Raw genomic sequence first — 18,307 nt, 5'->3', positions numbered from 1 at the left:
GTTGTCTCAACTCTTTTTCAGTTTGTCGCGCAGGGTCAGGTAATCGAGGAAGTAAAGCACTTTGATAGAGAAGGTGCTGAACTGCGGGGAAGAAAGCGTGTGCGAGAAGTTATCGAAATAACGCGGCTCCACCATTCGAAGATTCTCCTCAAAAGCCCGTTTCCAGACGATGTTGATCTCGCTGCCCGGTGCAAACCACCACGAGTAGACCACATCCAGGTTAAAGGAATTATAGTTCTGGTGCGGCTTCTCCGAACGGTACGCATCCGGCTCCAGGCTGCCGTCGCGCTGCAGCGCAAAGAAGTCTTTGGTGATCACCTTAGACCAGTTGTGCCGCATGCGCAAGGCCACCGACATGCGGTTGTTGAAGATGTAGCTCCCCGAAAGGCTGTTGAAAACCGAGTTAACATCGCGCAGCCCAAAAATGATCTTATCCGCTGGCTTGTCCTCCGAATTTATCGTTGTGGTGGAAGTGAAGAAACCAATGTCATCGTGCCTTCTGCCGGAATCGAAATTATAAGAAAAGCTCAGCTGGTTGTTCACCCGGTAACGCGGGGCTATGAAGAAGTTCAGCTGCCGGCGGTCGTTCTCCTCGAAGTTGCGGTAATAGAACCCTGCATCCAGCGCTAACTTTTTGCGGTAGTCCGTCGAAATCCAGGCGTTGGTGCTGTAATTCACCGGGAAGGTATAGTACCAACCCGCAATGCGCGGCTCAAAGAAGTCGTAGGTATGCACCGGCTCCAGGTTAAAAGAAAGCCCGGCACTGGTGAAATTCTTGAACGTGCCGTTTACACCACTGTAAACCGAGAAGTTCTGAAACGCGCTGGGCTCATAGCGCCGTGAGTACTCAGCCCCAACCCGTGCCGACATGTTCAGCATTTTCCAGAAGGGCTCAAACTTGTTATATGACAGATTCACCTCCTGCTCCATGGTGTTGTTGATGAACAGGATGCCCAGGTCGTTGGGGTTGTAATCTGCTGATTTAACGGAATGGCTGATGCTGTACTGGAAGTTCCCGCTCACCTTGCCGGCCTCCACCTCATACAGATACCCTAGCTCTGTATCCTGCGCCAGATGCCGCTGGCTTAGCGCCGCCTTGCCGCTTACGGCGTATTTGTTGCCCTTGTTCGCCAGCCGGAAGAGGCCACCCGTCAGGTTCGCGTCGTAGGTTCCGCCCTGCCGCATGACATTGGTGTTTACCAGGGTGATGTACGAGTTGTTCTTTAGCGATTGATCGAAGACGGCTACATTGTAATTGGTGAGCGGCTGTGTTTCTACCTCTAGGCGGTTGCCGGCACTGTCTTGCAACACCGCGTGCTGTCGGCCTACCACGGCATTGAATATCCCGATCCCCAAACCCGACTGCGTTCGTCCGGACACTTTGGTGCCGTTGAGCAGTTTGGTTTCGCGGGGGTTTTGCAGCACCTCATACCCCGCGTATTTCTCCTGGTCGTAAGCCTGCCCGTAGTTTACCGGCGTGCCGCCAATGCGGCGGGAGTAAAAGAAATCGCCTTTGTTGAACAGCTCGGTGCCTTCCAGGAAAAAGGGCCGGTTCTCGCTGAACTGCTGCTCAAATGGCGAGAGGTTGAGCACCCGGTTATCAGACTGCACCTGGCTGAAGTCCGGCACCAGCGTCATGTCCAGCGTAAAGGCATCGCTGATCCCGTATTTCAGGTCCATACCCCCGCTGAAGTTAAAATCCTGCCCATACTTCTCTTCTTCCTTGCCTGTTGGATAGCGTTGCATAAAACCCGACAGGTAAGGCGTAAAGGAGAGCCGCAGCGGCGCTTCTATGTTATTGAGGCCCTGCAGCACGCCCCATTGGTTCACGAAGCCGTCTGTGGCAGGGTCCACGAAATTCCAGAAGTATTGCTCGCGCGTGGATTGCCGGTTGCGCATCAGGTTAAGGCCCCACACCTGCTCCTGCTTGCTCCCGAAGCGAATGGCTGAATAAGGGATCTTGATCTCTGCGACCCAGCTGTTGCCCTCCATCCGGGTACTGCTTTCCCATACCGCATTCCAGCTCTCGTCCTCGCCCTGCGACGAGTAACGGGCATCCCACTGCACCCCTGCCGGTGTAACAATAAAGCCAAAGCCATTCAGCTTGTCATGATAGGTATCGAAGAACACGCCAAAGAAGTCGGTGTTGCCCAGATTGTCGCGGCGGCCCAACTCCCGGAAAATGCTGTCCTGCGACGCATCCTGCATCACAGCCCCAATATAAATAGCCACGTCGTCATACATCATGCGCACCTCTGTCGGGTAGCGGGAGGCCAGCCCGGGGGTGGGCCTGTGCTGGATAAACTGCGAGGCTACCTCGGCCTGCTGCCATGCCGGCTCGTCCAGCACTCCGTCTATCTTAGGTAGTTCGCTAATGCGCAGGGCCTGCAGGCTGCGTTGCGGAAACTTACCGTCGTTTTTTGACTGCGCCTGTGCCATCTGGCAACAAAAAAAGGCTACCAGTGGCGCCAACAACAGGGTTTTAACAAAAGCTTTAATGCACAATTTCATAGTATAGGTAATGTGATGGCAGTGGGTATAGTATAAAGATGACCCTGCCAGCACAATAGTTGCCTCCACCACATAAAAAACATTGTATTAGCTCCTGCAGTGTAGATGTGGCGTTCGGAACTTGCGCAGGTGGTGCTTCGAGATGGTGGACAAGGCCCTTTCTCCATTTGGTTCACTACGGACAACTTGAAGGGCAGGCTGTAGCCCTTTTCGACTTTCCCTTGAAAGACCCTTCTTGCTACTCCCCTCTGTATAAGCCAACTTTTCTGTATCTATACTATGGCAGGATGGCACATAGTATAGACACAGAAAAGGCCCGGCAGTATTGCCGGGCCTTTGTCTGGTGGCTGCAGGCAAGCCTACAAGTCCTCTTCCCGTACCAGCATCAGCACCGCCGACTGTGGCACAATAAAATAGCGCTCGTTCAGGTAGTTGATCTCGATGGCGTCGCGCTGCAGGTAAATGGCCAGGTCGCCCTCTTTTGCCTGCAGCGGAATATAGCGCACCTCCTCCTCTTCCTGCCCCCAGGGCTCTTCCTCAAACCCGTAGTCCGCCGGGATGGGGTAGCCAGGGCCCACCTTCATGATATAGCCCTCCTGTACTTTCTCTTTCTCCTGCACGCCCGGCGGCAGGTATAAACCGCTTTTGGTTTGGTCGCGGGCTGTTTTGGGCTTGATCAGCACCCGGTCGCCAACAATGATAATTTTCTCCAGTTTGTTATCTTCCGAAATCCTCATGGGTATCAAATGCATCTTATAATGGGTCTGCCGTCACTTTAAAGCGCATGTCGGCACTGATGGTAATGTTCTGAGAGACTGGCTTGGCCAGCACCGCCTTCGTGCGGATGCTATAGGAATCTCCCTTGATGAACTCGTCGAGCTTGGCGTTCGTCAGCTTCAGGTTCAGGGTGTTGGTGTTTTGCGGCACCTCGTCCAGGTAAGCGATGCGCACCTCATCTTTATTCTGGCTGGATATATAGATCTCTATGCTGCGCAGAAAGTTGAAGTTCTCTCCCTCCGGCTTCACGATGGTCAGCTTCAACTTATCCAGCGTTACGTCCTTCACCAGCTCTGCGCGGGTTTGGTTGTTCTTGAACGTCTCCTCGGAGTTGGTGGTAACCGTTACCGGGGTTAAGGGTACGATCGCCCCTACCGGGAAGCGCGACTCGATGGTAATGTTCTCTTGCTCCTCGATGTAAAATGTCAGCAGTTTATCAATCTTCTCACAGGCCATGGCTGCAAACGCAAACAGGGCGACAACGGCTAAAGCTACTTTGTTCATAAAAAAGGGTATTTGTAAAAGGGTATAAAAACGCAATTTGCGGCAGGGTGAAAGGCCTGAACCCATCCCCCTGCCGCAAATTTACAAAAGCTTAAGCACTTTTAATCAAATAGATCGCCTTTGCGCACCGAGCCGTTGCCGTGCTCGTTCCAGCTCATCGGGTACTTGTGGTCCATATACGGCACGGCATCCTCGGTTAGGTAAAGCGGTTTGAAGGTGTCCACCATCACGGCATACTCCTTTGTCTCGGCCTTGCCGATGCTAGCCTCGGTGGTGCCGGGGTGCGGCCCGTGCGGTATACCCCCGGGGTGCACGGTAAACGAGGCCCGATCCACGCCCTTTCGGCTCATAAAATCGCCCTCCACATAATATAGCACCTCATCCGAATCTACGTTGGAGTGGTTGTAGGGCGCCGGGATAGACAGCGGATGGTAGTCGAAGAGGCGTGGCACAAACGAGCAGATCACAAAGTTATGCGCCTCGAAGGTTTGGTGCACCGGCGGTGGCTGGTGGATGCGGCCCGTAATCGGCTCGAAATCGTAGATCGAGAAGGCATACGGGTAAAAGTACCCGTCCCAACCCACGGCATCAAACGGGCTGAAGTCGTAATAGAACTGGTGCAGCTCCCCTTCCTTCTTAATCTGGACCAGGCGCTCTCCGGGGTCTGTCTCCGTGATCAGTTCCGCAGGCGGGCGCATGTCGCGCTCACAGAAGGGCGCGTGCTCCAGCAACTGCCCGAAGTGGTTGCGGTAACGGCGCGGCGTCTCTATTGGGCTAAACGACTCCACCACCAACAGCCTAACCTGCCCCGCATCAAAGCGGAACTTATGGATGATGGTGCGGGGTATAACCAGGTAATCGCCCGGCGAGAACGGGATGCGGCCCATCTGGGTCAGCAGGTCGCCGGTACCCTCGTGCACGAACACCACCTCATCGGCCTGCGCGTTTTTGTAGTAGTAGTCCATCTCCGCCTCCGAAGGGTTGCAGATGCTGATGGCCACATCGTTGTTGAAAAGCATGGTTTTGCGGGCAGCCAGGTAATCCGGCCCCGTCGTCTCCACGGGCAGCGTGCGCAGGTGGTGCGGGGCAAGCTTTATACCCTCGGCTTTTTTGGGGGCATAGGGCACCGGCTCGCCAATGCGGCTGATCTGGGTGGGCGGGTGGATGTGGTAGAGCAACGACGATACGCCGCTGAAGCCCAGTGTTCCCACCAGTTGCTCTTTGTAGAGGCTGCCGTCGGGCTGCCGGAACTGCGTATGCCGCTTGTGCGGCACCTCTCCTAACTTATGGTAGTAGGCCATGCGTTCTTGCTATATGATCCTTCTCAAAATTCTTGACATTGTAGGCTAGCTGTACCTACGCACCGCCCTTCGCCATCCCCAGGGCTTTGCTGAAGTGCTTGAGCGCCTCCTTAAACTCTTCGTCTGATTGGTGCAGCACCGGGTAAAACCCTTCGTTGCCATATACGCTGCGCGCAATAAAAGCCTTAACGTTGTTGCGGATGAGGTTTTTGGAGCGGCTATACTCTGGTTGGTTAAACTCCACGCCGGCGGCACTGGCATACTGCACTACTTCCTGCAGCATTTTGTCGGTTACGGAGAAGCTTCTGTTAAACTTATCGAACGTCATTTTCTCCAGTTCCTTGCGGTGGGTGCGGTAATATTCCAGGGTATACTCCCGCAGCACGTTCTTGTTATACAGCTGGCTGAGGTATGGCGAGAGCTCTGTGGTGTCGCGGGGCACAAATATGTCGGGCATGATGCCGCCGCCGCCATACACTGCCCGTCCGCGCAAGGTTTTATACTTCAGCGAATCCACAAACAAACTGCTGTCCGGATGGAAGTACTCGCCGTTCTCGAACCGGTGCACAATATCCTTCCCATACTCCTCGGCTCCGGCTTTGTACGGCTTTTGGATAGAGCGCCCACTCGGCGTAAAGTAACGGGAGATGGTCAGGCGCAGCTCAGAGCCGTCGTTTAGCGGAATCGGCATCTGAACCAGCCCTTTCCCGAACGAGCGGCGGCCCACAATCAGGGCGCGGTCATTGTCCTGCAGGGCGCCGGCCACAATCTCCGAAGCCGAGGCGCTGCCCTCATCCAGCAACACGATCAGTGGGCCGTCCTCAAACTCGCCCTTAGTGCGGGCAAATGTCTTGGAGTCGTACTTGGTGCCTTTCCCGTCGGTATACACAATCATCTTGTCGCCCGCAATAAACTCATCGGCCATCCGGATCGCATGGTCCATATACCCTCCCGGGTTGTTGCGCAGGTCCAGGATCAGGCGCTCCAGCCCCTGCTTCTTCAGCTTCAGGAGCGCTTCTTTAAACTCGTCGAAGGTAGTGGCCGAGAAGCGGCTCACCTTGATATAGCCCGTCCGGTTATCCACCATATAGCTCACATCCACCGAATGGGTAGGGATCTTGCTGCGCGATAGCGTGAAAGGCAATAGTTTCTTGGTGCCTTCGCGCTTCACAGTCAGCTCAACCTTCGAACCCTTCGGACCGCGCAGGCGTTTGAACACGCCCTCGTTGTTGATGCCAATGCCCGCTACTTTCTCCCCATTCACAGAAACGATCTTGTCGCCGGCCAGTATGCCCGCCGTCTCCGATGGGCCACCGCTCAGCGGAGAAATGACATAGATGGTATCATTGAAAATGCTGAATTCTATCCCTATACCCTCGAAGTCGCCCTCCAGGTAGGAGCGCGCCATGGCCAGTTCGTCGGCCGGAATATAGGCGGTGTGCGGGTCCAGCTTCTCCAGCATTTTGGTGATGGCGTAGTCTGAAAGCTCTTCTATGTTCACTGTGTCCACATAATCGCGGTCAATGTAGCTGAGGATATCCCGGAACTTGAGGTAGCTTTTGGCAGTGCCCTGCGGGTTGTTGGTGGAGGGCGAAAAGGAATTGGCACCGATCAGCACGCCCACGGCTAACCCCAAGGCCACAAAAAGCGGCAGTTTTATCTGAAAGGCCGAGTTTCGGACGTGTTGCCTTTCTTCTCCGTGCGCTTTGTTGTCCATAATTTTCGAAATAAAATGCTGACACCTGTAGTCATAGCAGGTAGCGGCTACAAGTTACTAAATATCCAAAGGGCCCAATATAAGTATACCAGCACAAATTTGCGAAGGTTTCGGGTATCCCCGCTGGCCTGCTGCTATTACCTAGAACACCCGTTCGCTGTAAATGATTTAATGCCTGCCCCAAGCACCCTCTTGCCCCGTATGCCTACCCTAAAACACAGCGAGAAAGAAACCGCATAAAATCTTTACCTTTGCAGTTTAGGCAGCTACACATGGGCAGGATATTAGCAATTGATTACGGCACAAAACGCGTGGGACTGGCAGTGACAGACCCCTTGCAGATAATTGCCAACCCGCTAGAAACCGTTCATGCCAAGGATGTGTTAGCTTACCTGAAGGCGTATGTGCTACGCGAACCCGTAGACGCTATTGTGGTGGGCATGCCCCGCCGGCTGTCGGGCGAGGCGACGCAGGCCACGGAGCATGTGGTGGGCTTTGTGCGCAAGCTCCAGAAGGACCTGCCCGCCATACCGGTGCATACCGTGGATGAGCGCTTTACCTCTAAAATGGCGCAGGCCAGCATGCTGGCCGGTGGACTGAAGAAAAAAGACCGCCAGGACAAAGCGACCGTGGACCGTGTGAGCGCCGCCATTATTTTACAATCGTATTTAGAAAGCAGAACTATATGATTTATCCGATTACCGCTTACGGCGATCCAGTTTTAAAAGAAGAAGCACAAGACATCCCGCAGGATTACCCTGGCTTGCAGGAACTGATTGCCGATATGTTTGCCACCATGTACCATGCGCACGGCGTAGGCCTGGCAGCTCCCCAGATCAGCAAAAGCATCCGCCTGTTCGTGATCGACTCAGAGCCGATGATGGACGACGAGGAAAAGGGCAAAGGCGTAAAGAAAGCGTTTATCAACCCTGAGATAATTGAAGAAGACGGCGAGGAATGGGGCTTTGAGGAAGGCTGCCTGAGCATACCGGGTGTGCGCGAGGTGGTATACCGTCCGGAGCGCATCGTGATTCGTTACTTTGATGAGGAGTGGAACGAGCACGAGGACACGTACGATGGCATGACGGCCCGCGTGATACAGCATGAGTATGACCATATTGAGGGCATCCTGTTTACAGATCACCTGAACGCCCTGAAAAAGCGCCTGATCAAAAGCAGGTTGGCTAAGATCTCGAAAGGCGACGTGGATGCCGATTACAAGATGAAGTTTCCGTTGGTGACCAAGAAGCGCTAAGCAAAAGTAGATTCAGATGATCCTATCAGCGGCCTGCTACTTATGTGGCAGGCCGCCTTTCTTTTTCGATTTCCCACTGACACCGAGCCAATTAGCCCCAGAGCCTGTTTTGTAGCATAAAAATGCTTATCTTTGTAAAAGAAAGCGTTAATTGACTCTCCTTTAATTCTCTCCGCCAATCTGGCCTTTTGTCTCTTACTCTGCCTGGCAGCGAATATTGGCCTGGCTCTTGCAAGAAATCTTCGGAATCAGTATTGAATTACCGTTTTTCAGTAACGCCGCTACACCTGGCGCAGCGTATACATCATTAAAAATTGCCCTTTGTTTTTTTGCCGCTACGTATAGCTATAGGTAAGCAGCAAAACACCGGGCACATGTACCACTAAATTATTCACAATATGGGTAGATCTCAGAACAGCTTCATGAAGAAGCAACTCGAAAAGAAAAAAGCGAAGAAGAAAGAAGAAAAACAGCAGCGCAAGCAGGAACGTCAGGAGAACTCCACGGACGGAAGCCTTGAAAACATGATTGCTTATGTGGACGAGTTCGGCAACATAACCGATACTCCACCAGAAGAGAAGAAAAAAAGCAATGACGAGGACGAGAAAGAAAAATCTTAATACGCCCTACTCCTTCATAACCCCGGAAAGCACAAATACGACAGCGTGTTCCGGTGCCCTTCCAACGCACTGCATCACCTCATCCACCATTTTTCAGTGGGTGCTTAGGTGATGTGTGCTTTTTAGGCAACCCGCCGCAAACTACCCCTCTTTCATATCCCCTCCCACAGCCGCAGCCACCCCGCTGGCACACCAGCACCTGCTTCCCGAAAATACGCGTATACCGCTGGTATGGCACTCAGACGACAAGCAGCTTTCCTGCTGCTCATCAGCTTACTTTTACCCTTCAACAGCTACAGTTGGGGGTTCTTCGCGCACCAGCGCATCAACAGGCTGGCCGTTTTCACATTGCCTCCCGAAATGGTAGGATTCTACAAAAAGCATATCCGCTACATCACCGAGCATGCCGTAAACCCCGACCGTCGTCGCTATGCCGTGGATGGCGAAGCCGCCCGCCACTACATCGACCTGGACGTATACGGCGACAGCGCCCTGTATAAAATGCCCCGGTTCTGGCCAGCGGCAGTCGCACGGTATACCGAAGATACCCTACAAGCATATGGCATCGTGCCCTGGCACATCAACCTGATGAAGTTTCAACTAACGCAAGCCTTTAAGGAGCGAAACCTGGACCGCATCCTGCGCCTCAGCACGGAATTGGGCCATTACGTAGCCGATGCCTGCGTGCCGCTGCATACCACCCAGAACTACAACGGCCAGCTAACAGACCAGCGCGGCATCCATGGCTTTTGGGAAACCCGCTTGCCAGAGCTCTTCTCCAGCAACTACGACTTTTTTGTAGGTCAGGCCCAGTACATCGAGCAGCCGCAATTGCGGGCATGGGACTTGGTGGCCAGCGCCCATATCGCACTGGACTCGGTCTTGTATTTCGAGAAGCAACTGACCCAGGAGTTTAAGGAAGAAAAGAAATACAGCTTTGAGGTGCGCAATAACGTGACTACCCGCGTCTACTCCCAAGCTTTTGCCAAAGCCTACAGCGATAAACTAAACGGGCAGGTGGAGCGGCAGATGCGCCTGGCAATCCGGACAGTGGCCAGCTATTGGTATACCGCCTGGGTGGATGCCGGCCAGCCTGACCTTCGCACATTTCCGAAGGCTTTATCAGCAGAAGAGTTGCTAAAGCTGCAACAGGAGCAGAAGGCGTATGAAACCGGCCAGCACAAGCCGCGCGAGGAGGGCGATCATTAAGGCTTGCTTTTGCGCTGTAGCTTTTGGACCAACCGCATCCGCACATCCCGGATTTGCCGGATGCCTGTTGGCAACTGGTTATACCGCAGCACCGGGATGGGCATTGCCTCGGGGCCAAAGCTTTCGTAGAAATGGACAATCGCTTCCTGCTCCTCTACCGGGCTTTCAAAGTCAAGTATCATTTCCTGCCCTGCATACTGACGAATGACATGGTCGATGATCAGCGTGCGGCCATTTTGTTTCCGGCCATGTTGGGGCGCAGCGTTGAAGAGGTAAATGATATACCCTTGCCAAATAACAAAAAGACACCCGCTGTTTAACCGCCCCTGCCGGTCCAGGGTATAGTATAACCTAGCCATCCCCCGCTCCTGCAGGACTTGGTACAGTGCACGCAACTGCTGGTAGGCTACTGCTGCCACACCTCCGTATATTTGTCCGGCTGTTTCCTGTTTGAAGAATTGGATGAGTGGCTCAATGTCGCTGCTCTCCTGTATGGTGAGCCCTGCTTTGCAGGCCCGCTTCAGGTTTAACTTCCGGTCGCGGGTATAGGCGGATTGCAGTTGGGCATAAGGCTTGTGTAGAGGCAGGTAATGCGTGGCAGTATAGCTGAAAGGCAGGTTTGGCGACAGACCATCAGGCAAGGGGTTTGCCACATTAAAGTGCAGGTTGATCACATACCGGAAGCGTTGGTATAACTCCTGCAGAAAGGCGTGGAAAATAGCCTCAGGCACAACCCCGGCACTGCTGTAAATGCCCAACTGCTGGCAAAACAGCGGTTGCTGCACATACCGTATCCCTAGCTTGCGCTTCCATGGCACCGGCATCACGTTCCGGTAGTCGCCAGCCAAGTCCGTTTCTACCAAGGCCTCCCACCCTGCCGCTACCGCATCCAGGTACCACGACATCGCATATACCTGCCGCTGCCGCGACTGCATAACCAGGGCATCCCATTTTGCCTTGTCGATGGCATTGTGCTGGAGGTATAAAACGGCCATGTAGCGGTTAGTTGATGAAATTGTCGCGTGTCGGACGTCTGCCTTTTCTGTTTCAGCAAAAAAGCCGGACATACACGATGCCTGCGGGCAATTTACAAAAGTACCGCTACATCTAAAGTCCGGATAGACCTATCCACACGAATTCATCGCGTAAGTGTTGGTTACGGTAGGTAGGTATAAAATCAAAAAGGCCACACAATGTGCGGCCTTCTCAACAATGTTGGACTAACATTTAAGAAACTAAAATGGCGAAAGCGCCAACTGCAGTAAAATACCCTGCGATAAGCCAATAAGCGAGTGCATCGCTGTTAGAGTAAAATTTTTTCATCATTGACATCCGTTTAAGTTAAACAACACTGTAAACCTTTGACTGTCTTATTATTAATTTACGGAGTTAGAAAAAAATAAGTTAAATTTCAGAGCTAATATCCTATGATCTATACCTAAATAATATCCATTTCTCTTCTACAGCGCCTGTGCAAATAAAAATCTAGCCTTGCACCAGGAGAAAAAAGGGCCCGATTTGCCGATAAATGAAAACAGCCGCTGTATCCAATACAGCGGCTGTTTTCATTTATCGGTTACAGAAGCTTGTTTAAACTCCTGCTAAAATTATGCAGTGCGTTTAAACCAACTTTTTGTAGTGGATGCGCTTTGGCTCTACATCGCCCATACGCTTCTTCTTGTTTTCTTCGTATTCCGAGTAGTTACCCTCGAACCAATACACCTGCGAGTCACCTTCGAAAGCCAGGATATGGGTACAAATTCTGTCAAGGAACCAACGGTCGTGGGAGATGATTACGGCACAACCCGCAAAGTTCTCCAGTGCGTCTTCTAGGGCCCGAATCGCGTTTACGTCCAGGTCGTTGGTCGGCTCATCGAGCAGCAGCAGGTTACCGCCTTCTTTCAGCGTCATGGCCAAGTGCACGCGGTTACGCTCACCTCCCGATAGCTTCGACACTTTCTTTTCCTGGTCGCCGCCCGAGAAGTTGAACTTGCTCACGTAGGCGCGGGATACTACCTGGCGCCCGGCCAGCATCATATGCTCCGTGCCGCCTGAAATTATCTCAAACACCGATTTGCTTGGGTCGAGTTGCGCGTGCTCCTGGTCAACATAAGATATCTCTACAGTGGAACCTACGGTGAAATCACCGGCATCTGGCTTCTCCTGTCCTGTTATCAGCTTAAATAGCGTGGTTTTACCGGCTCCGTTTGGCCCGATGATACCCACGATACCGCCTTGTGGCAACGCGAAGTTCAAGTCCTCAAACAGTAGCTTGTCGCCGTAGGCTTTGCTTACGTGGTTCACCTCAATCACCTGTGCCCCCAGTCGCGGACCGTCCGGTATAAATAGCTCCAACTTCTCTTCCTTCTTAGAGGCTTCCTCGCCGGCTAGCTTGTCATATTGGCTGATACGGGCCTTAGACTTGGCTTGCCGCGCCTTTGGTGCCATGCGCACCCACTCCAACTCACGCTGCAGGGTTTTCTGGCGCTTGCTCTCCGTTTTCTCCTCCTGCGACAGGCGGTTTGCCTTCTGCTCCAGCCAGCTGCTGTAATTGCCTTTCCACGGAATACCCTCGCCACGGTCCAGCTCCAGAATCCAGCCAGCCACATTGTCGAGGAAGTAACGGTCGTGCGTAACGGCGATCACAGTGCCTTTGTATTGCTTCAAGTGCTGCTCCAGCCAGTCCACCGATTCTGCATCGAGGTGGTTGGTTGGCTCATCCAGCAAGAGCACATCCGGCTCCTGCAGCAGCAAGCGGCAAAGGGCCACGCGGCGCTTCTCGCCACCCGACAGGTGCTCGATTTTGGCATCTTCCGGTGGCGTGCGCAGGGCATCCATGGCGCGCTCTAGCCGGTTGTCCAGTTCCCAGGCGTTCAGCTGGTCCAGTCGCTCCTGCACCTCGCCCTGCCGCTCGATGAGCTTGTTCATCTCATCGTCGCTCATCTCCTCGGCAAACTTCATGTTGATCTCGTCGAACTCCTTCAACAGACCTACCACTTCGCTCACGCCCTCTTCCACTACCTCGCGTACGGTTTTGGTAGGGTCCAGCTGCGGCTCCTGCTCCAGGTAGCCTACGGTGTAGCCCGGCGACCATACCACTTCGCCCTGAAACTCCTTTTCAACGCCTGCAATGATTTTCAGCAACGTGGACTTACCGGATCCGTTAAGGCCCAGTACGCCTATTTTGGCGCCGTAAAAGAACGACAGGTAGATATTTTTTAGCACTTGCTTCTGCGGCGGGTAGATTTTACTTACCCCAGCCATCGAAAAAATTATGGTTTCGTTACTCATGCTGTAATTTATAGTGTTTTCCTAATATTATTCCAAGGGTATCGCCATCAGCCATTTGCCAGGCCCAAACCCTATCGTATTGATTCTTATTTGATAAAGAATTACAAATATCGTAAAAATTCATGCATTTGCACTTCGCAAAATTGGTTGAAATCCTTAAACTTGTAAAAAAACTGTATTAGGCGTAGCACTCCTTTGCATATCTTAGTACTGGTAAGTTGGCAAAGCGTTACTTACCAGTACTAAAACGTTTACTGCCGCCGTTGGCTTTTGCGATGCTGCGCAGCGGGCTTGCTCTGGTTTCAGAAAGCCCCAATTTTCGACCCTTAACCCTATCCAGTAGCATGGAAAACAATGACCTACTAGAAGAAGCCAAAAAGTACGGCTTTACACAGGACCAGCAAGTATGGCTGAAACCTTTTATGAATTACCCCGCCCGCCAAGTGGGCGATGTGAAGGAATCCGAGGATGACTCACTGGTGTATTTTGCAAAACGGTATGAGATGTTTCAGGAAAAGGTGAATAACCTGCTGGAGCGCATTGAGGCATCAGAGAACAAAGGCTCTTTCCTGATGAAGGTGCTACACATGAAGGAGCTGATTGGCAGCTATGATGCGCTGGGCGATTTCGAGAAGCTATACCATGCGTTGACGGCGGCAGAAGAAGCCATCAATGAGACCATCAAGCAGAACCGCGAGAAAAACCTGACCACGAAGATTGCCCTTATACAGGAGGCCGAAACCTTGCGTGATAGCATTGAATGGCAGGAAACGACCGATAAGCTAAAGGACCTGCGCGGCACCTGGATCAAAACAGGCCCTGTGGAGAAAGAGCTGACCGACGAGATCGAAGAGCGTTTCCGAGCGGCGGTAGAGGGCTTTTTCGAGCGCAAGAAGAATTTCTTCGAAGACAAGAAGAAGATGCAGAACCGCATCTATGACAAATACCGTGACCTGATCTCGCAGTCGGTGGCCCTGCAGAACTCTGAGGACTGGGAAGGAACCACTGCGAAGCTAAAGCAGCTGCAAAACCAATGGAAAGAGGTAGGCGGCACCCTCCCACGCAAAACCATGACACGCCTTTGGACAGACTTCCGGAAGGCGCATAACCACTTCTTTGAGCGCCTGAAGAAAAAGATCAGCAACGAGAAGGTTGAATCGAGGGGCAAGTACTACGATGACAACTATGACCGAAAGCGGGTGTTGGTAGAGGAAGCCGAGCAATTGCTGGAACAGCATAGCCTGAACGAGGCCGTGAAGCGCGCCAAGGAACTGCAGGCCGAGTGGAAGAAAGTAGGCCCTGTGAGCCCTGAGGTGTCAGATATGATCTGGGAGCGCTTTATAAAAGCCTGCGACCGGGTTTTTGAAATGAGCAGCCTGGAGCACTACATCCGTAAGCGCCAGCAGGCCGCCAACGAAGACTTTACTGAAGTAGACGGTATACAGGCCCGTATCAGCGCCCTGAAAGATTTCATCAAGTCTGATAAAAATGAACTGGAGGTGCTGGAAGGCAACCTGGGCAAGTTAAGCGACACGCCGGGGAACGATGCTTTCCGCAACATGCTGAAAGGTAAGATCCGCAACTTTAACCGGAAGATCGGCACCAAAACAGCCATGATCGAGATGTTCAAAAGCCAGTTGAGCTCTGCTAACTAACCAGCAGGCTTGAAGTTGCTAAATAGAATATCAAAGGTCCCTGCCACTCATGCGGCAGGGACCTTTTTGTTTGATTTCTATGCCAAACACCCTCCTATATCCCCTGTTACGGTTAAACCCAGGCAATCGAAAAATATTTGGCGCATTTTGAACATTTGTGAATCCTCTGCGTTGTGTTGGTAAAAACGAACAAAAAAACAATTAATTTCTGCGAAAAATTTTTGTTTATCTTTTTATTCATACTTTTGCAAACCATTTCAAAAAAGCCATAAGTTAAAGGAGAAAATATTATGTACTGGACACTTGAATTAGCATCATACCTGGAGGACGCCCCTTGGCCAGCCACTAAAGATGAATTGATTGACTTCTCGATCCGCTCAGGAGCACCAATGGAGGTTGTAGAAAACCTGCAAGCCTTGGAGGATGATGGTCAGCCATACGAGAATATCGAGGAAATCTGGCCTGACTATCCTACCAAGGAAGATTTCATGTTTAACGAAGACGAGTACTAAAGGAATTACGAATTATTAATTCCGAATTACGGATTCAGTATCGTTCATACATTCGTAATTGATAATTTGTAATTCGTAATTACCAAAAGCTTGATCATCGAAGTAAAAAATCTGGTTGCGGGCTATGGACAGCGTGTCCTTATCCGCAACCTTTCTTTTTCTATACCCACCCCAAGTTTTGTCGCCATTATCGGGCATAATGGGGCAGGCAAAACCACGTTCTTCCGGGCTTTTCAACAGCAGATTGAGTACAAAGGCGATTTGTTGGTGCATGGGCAAAACCTGAGCCATATCCACCGCCCTACCGAGCGAGGCTTGCTTGCCTACCTCCCTCAGAAAAGCACCGTTACCTTCCCAATAAAAGTAAAGGATTTAGTGGTGATGGGCCTATTCCGCAAGAAGCGCTTTTTTGAGAATTACGATGCCGCTGATTATACCCTGGCCGCCCAGACAGTGGAACAATTACAGCTTTCACACCTCCTGGACCACGACTTTACGACGCTTTCCGGCGGTGAGCAGCAGCTGGTATGGCTCGCACAGCTGATGCTGCAGGACGCCAGTATAAACCTGTTGGATGAGCCTACGCAGCAACTGGATGTATACTACAAGAGCAAGGTGTTCCGGCTGTTGCAGCAATGGGTGCAGCAAAACCACAAAACCGTACTCTGCATTACGCACGACCTCCAAAACCTCGCCTCCCTGCAAGGGTATCTGCTGAATCTGTCGAAACCGGTTCCTGCTCTTGAGGTCATCTCACCTGAGAGCGTGCAGGCCAACCAGGCATTCCTGGAAGCCGGGCGCCAGCCCGTGGTATAAGCTGGCAGACAGAGTTAACATAGGGTTCTGAAATCGCCGACATGCATTTTGCTGCATCGCTATAATTACTTCCCTCTACCCATTCTCTTTACTTTGCGAACCCTGAGGCAGATGCGGCGAAAGCTTCTGCCAGAATCAAATCCTCTGGCGTGGTGATTTTGATGTTGCGATAGCTCCCCTCCACCAGTTCAATGTGTTGCCCCAGTTGCTCCACCACAGAAGCATCATCCGTAAAGTACTCCTCCTCCGGCTGTGCATAGGCCTGCCGCAGTATACTTGCCTGGAAGCACTGTGGCGTTTGCACAAGCTTATACCGCGTGCGCGGTACAGCATGGCTTCCACTATCTGTCAGTTCCCGCAACGAGTCTTTAGGCGACACAGCCACCACGGCAGCTCCATGCAACGCACAAGCCTCAAAAGCGGCCTGTATCGTAAGTTTATCCACAAAGGGGCGCACTCCGTCATGCACCGCCACCAGCGCCTCCCCCTGCACAGCATCCAGTCCGTTTTTAACAGAGCCAAATCGCGTGGCTCCGCCTGCCACCATCATGTGGAACGCACGAAGCGCATGCTTGCGGCAAAGCGCCCGCCAGGTGGTCAACTGTTGTTCGGGCAACACCACCACTAATCGGATATCCGGATTATACTCATAAAACTGCTCGATGGTATGCATTAGAATGGGCTTGCCAGCCACCTCAATAAATTGCTTCGGCAGCTCATGCTGCATACGGCTACCAGAGCCGCCAGCCACTATAATTGCATATTCGGGAAGTTGTGCCATTGCCAGGATTGGTTTGAAAAGGTAATGTTAAAAAAGGCTCATCTATGCCTGCCTATAAAGATAGAAACATCCCGCTACACCAAAACGACGAAATGCAAAATGCCCCGGCTTGGAGGCCAGGGCATCTCATAAACTTATACCTCTCTCGGGATTACAGGATCAGCATAACGTCGCCGTAGCTGAAAAAGCGGTATTTCTCTTTAACAGCCTCTTCGTAAGCTTTCATCACCAGGTCATACCCCCCGAAAGCCGCCGCCATCATCAGCAGGGTACTCTCAGGCATATGGAAGTTGGTAATCAGGCAATTCGCGATTTTAAAATCATAGGGAGGGAAGATGAAACGGTCTGTCCAGCCCTCGTTCGCTTTCAGGCGGTTATTGGCCGACACCGAAGACTCCAGTGCACGCATGGTAGTTGTACCAATGGCGCATACGCGTTTCTTGCTGTCCAGGGCTCTGTTAACACGCTCGGCCGTTTCGGCTGGCACCCTAAAGTTCTCCGAATCGGTTTTGTGCTTGGTCAGGTCTTCAACATCTACCGGGCGGAAAGTACCCAGGCCAACGTGCAGCGTTATCGGAGACACATCGATTCCTTTGATTTCCAGGCGCTTCAGCACTTCTTTGGTGAAGTGCAGGCCTGCTGTAGGTGCGGCTACGGCTCCCACGTTTTTGGCATATACCGTTTGGTAACGCTCACGGTCTTCCGGCTCTGCCTCACGCTTGATGTACTTCGGAAGCGGTGTTTCACCCAGGTCGTTAATCGTTTTGTAGAATTCCTCGTCGGTGCCGTCAAACAAAAACTTGATGGTACGGCCACGGGAAGTAGTGTTGTCAATCACCTCGGCTACCAGGTCGCTATCGCCGAAGTACAGCTTGTTGCCGACACGGATCTTACGGGCAGGGTCTACCAGCACATCCCATAGGTGAATGTCTTTGTTCAGCTCGCGTAGCAGAAAAACCTCGATCTTGGCACCGGTTTTCTCCTTGTTGCCATACAGGCGGGCCGGGAACACCTTGGTGTCGTTCACCACCATCACATCGCCATCGTCAAAATAGTCCAGCACGTCCTTGAAGACACGGTGCTCGATCTTGCCTGTATCGCGGTGTATTACCATCATGCGCGACTCGTCGCGGTTCTCGGTAGGGTGTGTGGCCAGAAATTCCTCAGGAAGCTCGAATTTGAATTCGGATAATTTCATAAATTAAATATTACGGTATTTAATATGTTTCGTCTATCGGTATAACAGGCTGAAAGCCTGAGGGGGTTCAATAGAAACAGTCTTGTGGCAATTAAAAAATCAAGCCGCAAATGTACGCATTTTGCCCGAAATATTGTTACTTTTAAACAATTACTTCCCG

The 18,307-nt window shown here is 52.0% G+C and carries 16 protein-coding genes; 7 read left to right on the top strand and 9 right to left on the bottom strand.

The window, feature by feature from the left end; all coding sequences use genetic code 11:
* Positions 1 to 6: 6 nt before the first annotated feature.
* The 5 genes from ACXYMU_RS16155 to ACXYMU_RS16135 all read right to left on the bottom strand — a co-directional run bounded on the left by ACXYMU_RS16155 (position 7) and on the right by ACXYMU_RS16135 (position 6,810).
* Positions 7 to 2,511: a DUF5916 domain-containing protein gene (locus ACXYMU_RS16155; RefSeq protein WP_458987452.1), complete on the bottom strand. Its 2,505-nt coding sequence runs from the start codon at positions 2,509 to 2,511 to the stop codon at positions 7 to 9.
* 359 nt (positions 2,512 to 2,870) lie between these two features.
* Entirely contained in the window at positions 2,871 to 3,248 is a 378-nt protein-coding gene (locus ACXYMU_RS16150) for a co-chaperone GroES (protein ID WP_458987451.1), read from the bottom strand.
* Between the two features lie 16 nt (positions 3,249 to 3,264).
* Positions 3,265 to 3,792, bottom strand: a complete 528-nt coding sequence (locus ACXYMU_RS16145; RefSeq protein ID WP_458987450.1) for a hypothetical protein — start codon at positions 3,790 to 3,792, stop codon at positions 3,265 to 3,267.
* A 101-nt stretch (positions 3,793 to 3,893) separates the two neighbouring features.
* On the bottom strand, positions 3,894 to 5,093 hold the full coding sequence (locus ACXYMU_RS16140; protein ID WP_458987449.1) for a homogentisate 1,2-dioxygenase: 1,200 nt from the start codon (positions 5,091 to 5,093) through the stop codon (positions 3,894 to 3,896).
* A gap of 55 nt (positions 5,094 to 5,148) precedes the next feature.
* On the bottom strand, positions 5,149 to 6,810 hold the full coding sequence (locus tag ACXYMU_RS16135; RefSeq protein ID WP_458987448.1) for a S41 family peptidase: 1,662 nt from the start codon (positions 6,808 to 6,810) through the stop codon (positions 5,149 to 5,151).
* A 272-nt stretch (positions 6,811 to 7,082) separates the two neighbouring features.
* On the opposite strand from ACXYMU_RS16135, the gene ruvX reads away from it, so the two are divergent.
* The 4 genes from ruvX (at position 7,083) to ACXYMU_RS16115 (ending at position 9,894) form a co-directional block, all read left to right on the top strand.
* A complete protein-coding gene (ruvX, locus tag ACXYMU_RS16130; protein WP_458987447.1) occupies positions 7,083 to 7,499 on the top strand; it encodes a Holliday junction resolvase RuvX in 417 nt (138 codons plus the stop codon).
* A complete protein-coding gene (def, locus tag ACXYMU_RS16125; protein ID WP_458987446.1) occupies positions 7,496 to 8,065 on the top strand; it encodes a peptide deformylase in 570 nt (189 codons plus the stop codon). The genes ruvX and def overlap by 4 nt, the downstream gene beginning before the upstream one ends.
* A 398-nt stretch (positions 8,066 to 8,463) precedes the next feature.
* On the top strand, positions 8,464 to 8,685 hold the full coding sequence (locus ACXYMU_RS16120) for a cold-shock protein (RefSeq protein ID WP_458987445.1): 222 nt from the start codon (positions 8,464 to 8,466) through the stop codon (positions 8,683 to 8,685).
* A gap of 231 nt (positions 8,686 to 8,916) precedes the next feature.
* Positions 8,917 to 9,894 (top strand): zinc dependent phospholipase C family protein, encoded by a 978-nt coding sequence (locus ACXYMU_RS16115; RefSeq protein ID WP_458987444.1) that lies wholly within the window; start codon positions 8,917 to 8,919, stop codon positions 9,892 to 9,894.
* Here ACXYMU_RS16115 and ACXYMU_RS16110 read toward each other — a convergent pair.
* Positions 9,891 to 10,889 carry a GNAT family N-acetyltransferase gene (locus ACXYMU_RS16110; protein WP_458987443.1) on the bottom strand — a complete coding sequence of 333 codons (999 nt, stop codon included), beginning with the start codon at positions 10,887 to 10,889 and terminating at the stop codon, positions 9,891 to 9,893. The genes ACXYMU_RS16115 and ACXYMU_RS16110 overlap by 4 nt on opposite strands.
* 625 nt (positions 10,890 to 11,514) lie before the next feature.
* Positions 11,515 to 13,185, bottom strand: a complete 1,671-nt coding sequence (ettA, locus tag ACXYMU_RS16105) for an energy-dependent translational throttle protein EttA (protein WP_458987442.1) — start codon at positions 13,183 to 13,185, stop codon at positions 11,515 to 11,517.
* 344 nt (positions 13,186 to 13,529) lie between these two features.
* On the opposite strand from ettA, the gene ACXYMU_RS16100 reads away from it, so the two are divergent.
* From ACXYMU_RS16100 to ACXYMU_RS16090, 3 genes are all read left to right on the top strand, one after another.
* Positions 13,530 to 14,840, top strand: a complete 1,311-nt coding sequence (locus ACXYMU_RS16100; RefSeq protein ID WP_458987441.1) for a DUF349 domain-containing protein — start codon at positions 13,530 to 13,532, stop codon at positions 14,838 to 14,840.
* A 290-nt stretch (positions 14,841 to 15,130) separates the two neighbouring features.
* Positions 15,131 to 15,352, top strand: coding sequence for a DUF2795 domain-containing protein (locus ACXYMU_RS16095; RefSeq protein WP_025608825.1), 222 nt, complete (start codon positions 15,131 to 15,133; stop codon positions 15,350 to 15,352).
* Positions 15,353 to 15,442: 90 nt separating this feature from the next.
* Positions 15,443 to 16,168: an ABC transporter ATP-binding protein gene (locus ACXYMU_RS16090; RefSeq protein WP_458987440.1), complete on the top strand. Its 726-nt coding sequence runs from the start codon at positions 15,443 to 15,445 to the stop codon at positions 16,166 to 16,168.
* Positions 16,169 to 16,256: 88 nt separating this feature from the next.
* Here the strand turns inward: ACXYMU_RS16090 and ACXYMU_RS16085 are convergent, their stop codons facing one another.
* Together ACXYMU_RS16085 and queA are read right to left on the bottom strand one after the other, a co-directional pair.
* Positions 16,257 to 16,949, bottom strand: coding sequence for a 2-C-methyl-D-erythritol 4-phosphate cytidylyltransferase (locus ACXYMU_RS16085; protein WP_458987439.1), 693 nt, complete (start codon positions 16,947 to 16,949; stop codon positions 16,257 to 16,259).
* 151 nt (positions 16,950 to 17,100) lie between these two features.
* Positions 17,101 to 18,147, bottom strand: coding sequence for a tRNA preQ1(34) S-adenosylmethionine ribosyltransferase-isomerase QueA (queA, locus tag ACXYMU_RS16080; protein WP_458987438.1), 1,047 nt, complete (start codon positions 18,145 to 18,147; stop codon positions 17,101 to 17,103).
* Between the last annotated feature and the right edge of the window lie 160 nt (positions 18,148 to 18,307).

The organism is Pontibacter sp. CAU 1760 (assembly GCF_054482735.1).
This window is presented reverse-complemented; position numbering and strand designations above follow the sequence as displayed.

Coding starts and splice junctions, on each gene's coding strand:
- ACXYMU_RS16155 (WP_458987452.1), bottom strand. CDS start 2,511: ATGAAATTGTGCATTAAAGCTTTTGTTAAAACCCTGTTGTTGGCGCCA.
- ACXYMU_RS16150 (WP_458987451.1), bottom strand. CDS start 3,248: ATGAGGATTTCGGAAGATAACAAACTGGAGAAAATTATCATTGTTGGC.
- ACXYMU_RS16145 (WP_458987450.1), bottom strand. CDS start 3,792: ATGAACAAAGTAGCTTTAGCCGTTGTCGCCCTGTTTGCGTTTGCAGCC.
- ACXYMU_RS16140 (WP_458987449.1), bottom strand. CDS start 5,093: ATGGCCTACTACCATAAGTTAGGAGAGGTGCCGCACAAGCGGCATACG.
- ACXYMU_RS16135 (WP_458987448.1), bottom strand. CDS start 6,810: ATGGACAACAAAGCGCACGGAGAAGAAAGGCAACACGTCCGAAACTCG.
- ruvX (WP_458987447.1), top strand. CDS start 7,083: ATGGGCAGGATATTAGCAATTGATTACGGCACAAAACGCGTGGGACTG.
- def (WP_458987446.1), top strand. CDS start 7,496: ATGATTTATCCGATTACCGCTTACGGCGATCCAGTTTTAAAAGAAGAA.
- ACXYMU_RS16120 (WP_458987445.1), top strand. CDS start 8,464: ATGGGTAGATCTCAGAACAGCTTCATGAAGAAGCAACTCGAAAAGAAA.
- ACXYMU_RS16115 (WP_458987444.1), top strand. CDS start 8,917: ATGGCACTCAGACGACAAGCAGCTTTCCTGCTGCTCATCAGCTTACTT.
- ACXYMU_RS16110 (WP_458987443.1), bottom strand. CDS start 10,889: ATGGCCGTTTTATACCTCCAGCACAATGCCATCGACAAGGCAAAATGG.
- ettA (WP_458987442.1), bottom strand. CDS start 13,185: ATGAGTAACGAAACCATAATTTTTTCGATGGCTGGGGTAAGTAAAATC.
- ACXYMU_RS16100 (WP_458987441.1), top strand. CDS start 13,530: ATGGAAAACAATGACCTACTAGAAGAAGCCAAAAAGTACGGCTTTACA.
- ACXYMU_RS16095 (WP_025608825.1), top strand. CDS start 15,131: ATGTACTGGACACTTGAATTAGCATCATACCTGGAGGACGCCCCTTGG.
- ACXYMU_RS16085 (WP_458987439.1), bottom strand. CDS start 16,949: ATGGCACAACTTCCCGAATATGCAATTATAGTGGCTGGCGGCTCTGGT.
- queA (WP_458987438.1), bottom strand. CDS start 18,147: ATGAAATTATCCGAATTCAAATTCGAGCTTCCTGAGGAATTTCTGGCC.